Here is a 1,633-nt window from a genome sequence, read left to right as displayed (position 1 = left end):
CTATCTGGGGAGCTGGCTGCGGTGGATACGCAGCAACAGCGCCTGATCCGCGATGAACAACAGATGGCGCGTCAGCAGGTGGCGTTGAATGAACAACGTGGCGCACAACAGCAGCGCTACGACGCCTTGCAGCGCCAGTGCGAGCAGCAGCAACAGGTGTGGCAACAGGCAGAAACCGCGAATCCGATTGCCGGTTTGCGTGAGCGTTACGCGGCGCACCAGCGTGCACGACAAGCGCGACGCCAGCTCGGGGAATTAACACAAGCACTCAGCAACCTGCGTCAACTGCAGCAAAATAGCGCCAGCAAATGGCTCACACTGGACCAACGTTTCCAGGCAGACACGCAGAGCAACAACGCACAGCGCGCCGACTGTCAGCGTCTGGAGCAGCAGTTGAACGATGTCGAACAGCGCGTCGAGTTGGAAAAACGTATCATCAAACTGGAAGATGAACGCGCACAGTTACAACCGGGAGAGGCCTGTCCGCTGTGTGGATCCACGCACCATCCGGCGATTGCAGAGTATCAAACGCTGGCGCAAACCGCGTCCGAGACACAAGTGCGTATGGTACAACTGCGCACGCAGTGCCAGCAGGCGCGCAGTGCATTGGCACAGCGCGAGGGTGCGCTCGCCGCATTGGCAAAACAGCGTGACGAACTTCAGGCCGAGCGTGCCGAACAGGAAAAGCGGTACCAAACGCGCTATAGCGACTGGCAGCAGGTGTTACACGTAACCTCCACGCCCGAGCAGGAACAAGAGATTGCCGAGTGGTTGACCGCCTGCGATCGCGAAGCCGATACCCTGTTTAGCCAGATAGAAGCGCAAGAAAAACGGCAACGCAGTTGGCAAGAAAGTAAGGATTCACTGATTACGGCGCAGCAGCAGCGTCAGGAAACGGACCAGCAGCTTGCCCTGCTGCAACAACGTATTCAAGCGCACCGGGAAGGACTTGCAGAGGCAACGCACAAACAGCAACAGCTCACCGCTGCGCTGACAACACAGCAAGAGACACTCACCGCTGCGCGCGCCCCCTACGCGCTGGTTCCGGCTGCCCTTGCCGAACAACAGCAGTGGCTGGCAGAACGTGCCACCGAAGCAGAACGTTGGAAAACCACCGAACAGCAGTTGCAGCACGATGACAACGCGCTGGCTTCACTGCATGCCACCGTGCAGGAGCGGGAAAAAACAGTACAGGCACTCGACGCCAGCGCCACACTACAGCAGACACAATGGCAGGACGGGGAAAAACAGCTGGCAGACTTGCGTGTGCAACGCCACGCCCTGTTTGGCGATCGCGACACACAGCAGGTGCGACAGGAATGGCGGCAGCACAGCGAACAGCATCAGCAGACCGTTGACAAGTTAGCCGTCACGCAGCAACAAGCAGCGGCACAGCTTGCCACAGTGGCGGGGGAATTGGCCGGACAGCGCGCACACCGCGAACAGTGTGTCGACGCGGAACAGCAATCCGCAGCCCAGTTTGCCACAGCCTTGGCGCGCAGTCCCTTCATCGATGAAGCCGCCTTCCAGCAGGCGCTGTTGGATGACGATACGCGTCAGGCGCTACGCAGCAAACTCGACGCCGTGCGCCAGGCCATCACGGAAACCAAAGCACTGCTACAGCAGGCCACCG

The 1,633-nt window shown here is 59.8% G+C and carries 1 pseudogene; it reads left to right on the top strand.

Annotated elements, in window-relative coordinates:
- Positions 1 to 1,633 (top strand): annotated as a pseudogene (locus J5224_RS27000) (hypothetical protein); the annotation flags it as partial.

The organism is Candidatus Symbiopectobacterium sp. NZEC135, assembly GCF_025962695.1.
Note: the sequence above shows the minus strand (reverse complement) of the source record. Positions and strands in the feature narration are given on the sequence as shown.